The 4,044-nt window shown below is 51.8% G+C and carries 4 protein-coding genes; all 4 read left to right on the top strand.

Annotation, left to right across the window (positions count from 1 at the left end):
* Positions 1-1,329, top strand: a 1,329-nt coding sequence (locus ISP15_RS17950) for an RHS repeat-associated core domain-containing protein (protein ID WP_404549319.1), incomplete at its 5' end; no start/stop codon positions are given.
* 20 nt (positions 1,330-1,349) lie between these two features.
* The gene (locus ISP15_RS17945; protein ID WP_404549317.1) at positions 1,350-1,847 is read left to right on the top strand and encodes a hypothetical protein; all 498 of its coding nucleotides are present in this window, start codon (positions 1,350-1,352) and stop codon (positions 1,845-1,847) included.
* Between the two features lie 30 nt (positions 1,848-1,877).
* Positions 1,878-2,012: a hypothetical protein gene (locus ISP15_RS17940; protein WP_404549315.1), complete on the top strand. Its 135-nt coding sequence runs from the start codon at positions 1,878-1,880 to the stop codon at positions 2,010-2,012.
* Positions 2,013-2,131: 119 nt separating this feature from the next.
* Positions 2,132-4,044, top strand: a 1,913-nt coding sequence (locus ISP15_RS17935; RefSeq protein WP_404549313.1) for a DUF6531 domain-containing protein, incomplete at its 3' end; no start/stop codon positions are given.

Below are 4,044 nucleotides of genomic sequence, written 5' to 3'. Positions count from 1 at the left end.
GATGCGAACTACCGGCTCACCGACCTGACCAGTCCGGCGTTCACCCTGCACGTGGCAAGGGATGCGATGGGGGATATCACGGCGATTGGCAATGCACCCGGTGCGAGTCCGGCTACCGAGACCTATGCCTACGATCCGCTCTATCGATTGCTCAGCGTGACCGAGGCGAACGGCAACATTCTCGAAAGCGTGACGTACAACCCGACCGGTGATCGACTGAGCAAGACCGGTTCGGGGCTGGACACGGGCGCGTATGCCTACAACACCGGAACACATCAGCTCAGTGCCGTGGGTAGCAATGCTTTCAGCGTAGATGCCGATGGCAACACGACGGCGATGACGCAGGCGGGCAGTACCTATGGCTTTGGGTACAACGATCGGAACCGCATGACGGTCGCGCAAGTGGCTGGTGCTACGGTCGGGAGTTATACGTATAACGCACTCAACCAGCGCATCCAGAAAGTCTCTGGCGCGGCGATGGAACGCTACGACTACAACGAAGCTAGTCAGATACTGGGTGAGTACGGTGCCACCAATCGCGACTACATTTGGATGGATGACATCCCGGTCGCGAATGTGGATACAACGGGCGGGACGGGTACGATCACCTACGTCACCGCCGACCAGTTAGGGACACCCAGAGCGATCGCTGATAGCTCGAGCAATACGATCTGGCAGCTTCCATACCAAGGAAACCCGTGGGATGAAGTGGCACCCATCTCCAATGGTTACACGTACAACATACGTTTCAGTGGGCAGTACTTCGATGCGGAGACCGCAGAGGTCTACAACGGTGCTCGGGATTACAACTCCGGTATTGGAGGCTTTGATCAGCCCGATCCGATCGGTCAGGAAGGCGGGATTGGTATCTATCTCTACGGTCTGGACAACCCGCTGATCAATAACGATCCGAGTGGCCTCTCAACGGTCACTTACAACGGGCAAACGCATACTGTTACCTACACGAATGGTGATGGCACTGTGGCCGGGACCTTCCCTGCGAACAACAACACTACGACTACGAGCAACGGTCCTTGGCCAAATGGAACATATAATCGTAGCGGCTCCAGGCCGCATCCGGAGAGCGATGTCAATGGCGCGTATGGCTCGCATGGGATCATTATCTTCGACGTTCCGAATCGAACAGGAATGGGCCTGCATTCAGGAAGGGCGGATAGTGGCGCGCAGAATCATCCAACACTAGGATGTATTCGAACGACAGATGCGTCGATGGGATTCTTGCGTAATCTCGATAGAACTGACCCTGTAACTTCCATAACCGTGGTCAATAACAACCCTCACGCTGCTCAACAAGGCACGCAACAGTAACAACTGCTAGGGAGCTACATATGATTCGCGCCGGACGTATACATAGTCGATCTATGACTTTATCAATCTGTTTATTTGGCATGTTCCTTTGTCTGCCGCTTTCATCGGCCTCGGCGCAAGAACACTGTTCCCCGGAGATGAATAACCAAGCAGTTTTTTTGCTGAATGACGCCAGTGGGAATTGGCAATCTCTTTTAGAACACCAGAAAAAATTCGTTGTTTGCGATGATGGTGAGCTTGGTGAGGGATACTCTGACGCCGTTGTACGACTCTTTGCTCGGAGATGGAGCCAATTTGGCACGTTTGCCGCTATTGCAAAAAAAGACCCAGCTTTTCAGCATTGGGCAATACGACATATTGATGCGACTGCCTCTAATCAAGACTTGAACAAGATTGTACATAATGCAGCCGCTTGCGCTAATGATATGAGTGTGGGATATCTTTGTAAGTTGATTCGTCAGAGTGCTGAAAATGCCTTGGTTGAATCCGCGCAGATGCAGCGGAAAGGTGACCAGTAAACGTCCGCGATTGCATACGGAACGATCAGCATGATTGCTTGGGTTGTTATGCAAACAAATATTTCATTAACTCCGGTGCTGGCCTTAATTTCTGCATTTGATGGAGATGGCTGGATCATGTCTGGAAGGACCTCTCAGTTTCTTCCGGTGCGCACGATCAATTAGCCTAGAGCTTGATGTCAGAAGCGCATGCAGAGGTCGATGCTTTTTGTCGACTGCATGGTTATGAATAACGGAATGAACTGACAGGACAGAACAGAATGCTACGGCAGCGAGGCGAAGGTGTGAGTGTTTCGATAAAAGGTCGTTTCCTTTATGCCATGTTGGAGTTGATTCTTTTTTTCTTATTGACATTTATAGCCATGCAGGCGCCGCCGGTCTCGGCTGCTGATAATTGGACGGCGCCCGATTACAATGGCCCTTGTGTTCCCTATTGGTTTCCTTCAAAAGCTGCGGCCACTGCATGCATAAATGCCTGGGTTGCGGAATATAATTATAAAGTAGAATTCAATAATGCTCCAATTTATCACTCCATTAATAATGGTTACACTATAGCTTATGGATATTATTACTATCCGTACACATATATAGGTAACTCTATTTATGAGTATCGTTGTAATCAGGATGCGTATTGGGATGATGGAACGCATAGCTGCGTTGCAGTAACAACTTATTATCCAGCCAAAAATCTGGGCAATGGAGCTGATTGCGACGGTGGTGAGGGGGGAGGAAGTTGCCAGACTCAGAATGGCGCTGTGCAAGCTCCTGTTGCGCCTGATATGGCTGGTGATCCAATCAACGCAGCCACGGGCAACAAGTACGAACAAGAAGAAGATTTTTCGGATGTTCAATGGCTTGTATTTCGGCGCTTCTACAACAGTTCGAGTTCCGTTGATTCGGGATCGGTGGGGGCCAATTGGCGAAGTAGCTTTGATCGCTCTCTAAATATTATTGGAAGTCCAGCAACTACGATTGTCCTTAATCGGCCTGATGGAAAAGAAGAAACATTTAATAAGGCTAATGGTGCGTGGACGCCTGATCCGGACATCTCCGATGTACTCACGGAAATCGATGGCGCTCAAGGCTCAGCGACTGGCTATACCGTATTCATTTCAGCGTTGAAGCAATATGAGACATACGATGCAACAGGAACACTCCAAGGTGTTACTGATGACTCTGGTCAAGGGATTTCGCTTTCCTATAGCACGGCTCAGACCTCTGCGGCCGTTGCTCCTGGACTAGGCTTTCTGATTGGAGTTGTGGACTCCAAGGGGCGGCAATTAAGTTTTTCGTACAACATTTCAGGGCAGCTCACTAAACTGATCGAGCCTGATGGGAGTGTCATTGCGTATGGATATGATAGCAATGGCAATCTCACGTCCGTTAACTATCCGGATAACAGAACACGTCAATATGTTTATAATGAGTTTTCCTTAACCGGTGGTACGAGCCTTCCAAATGCCTTAACGGGCTCTATTGATGAAGCTGGCTCGCGCTATTCAAATACTACATATAACGGTACTGGACAAGCGACCTCATCCTATTTCGCAAATAATGTCGGGTTAACCCAGATCGCTTATAACGGCGATGGCTCTTCGACGATCATATATCCTTTGGGCTCAAGTGAGACAATGGGGTATGTCATTCCTAATGGTGTGATACGGATAGCAACACTTAATCAGCCGTGTGGGACGCAATGTGAATTACCTTGGAGGGAGCGGACCTACGACGCCAACGGCAACCCGCAAACCTCGACCGACTTCAACGGCATCACCACCGCCACCACCTACAACAGCGCCAACCTGCTCACCCAGCAGATCGACGCCCAAGGCACCGCCAGCCAGCGCACCACGAACTTCACCTGGAACACCACCCTGCGCGTGCCGCTGACCCGCAGCGTGCTGGACGCCTCCGGCAACCCCGTCAGCACCACGCAATGGGCCTACAACGCCACCGGCCAAACCCTGGCCCGCTGCGATATCGACCCCACCAATGCCGCCGCGTCGGGTTATGCCTGCACCAACACCAACACCGGCACCGTCCCCGCCGGCGTGCGACGCACCACCTACACCTACTGCACCACCGTCGACACCGTGCAATGCCCGCTGCCCGGCCTGCTGCTTGCCGTCACCGGCCCACGCACCGACCTTTCGTCCACCGCCACCTACAGCTACTACCTGGCCGCCAGCGCGGTGAA

It is taken from the genome of Dyella jejuensis (assembly GCF_044904675.1).
Classification (GTDB): Bacteria; Pseudomonadota; Gammaproteobacteria; order Xanthomonadales; family Rhodanobacteraceae; genus Dyella_B; species Dyella_B jejuensis.
The sequence above is the reverse complement of the archived record's forward strand: the minus strand, read 5'-3'. Positions and strand labels throughout refer to the sequence as shown.

Excerpts from the sequence above, each read along its gene's own strand:
- ISP15_RS17945 (WP_404549317.1), top strand. The coding sequence starts at position 1,350 with ATGATTCGCGCCGGACGTATACATAGTCGATCTATGACTTTATCAATC.
- ISP15_RS17940 (WP_404549315.1), top strand. The coding sequence starts at position 1,878 with ATGATTGCTTGGGTTGTTATGCAAACAAATATTTCATTAACTCCGGTG.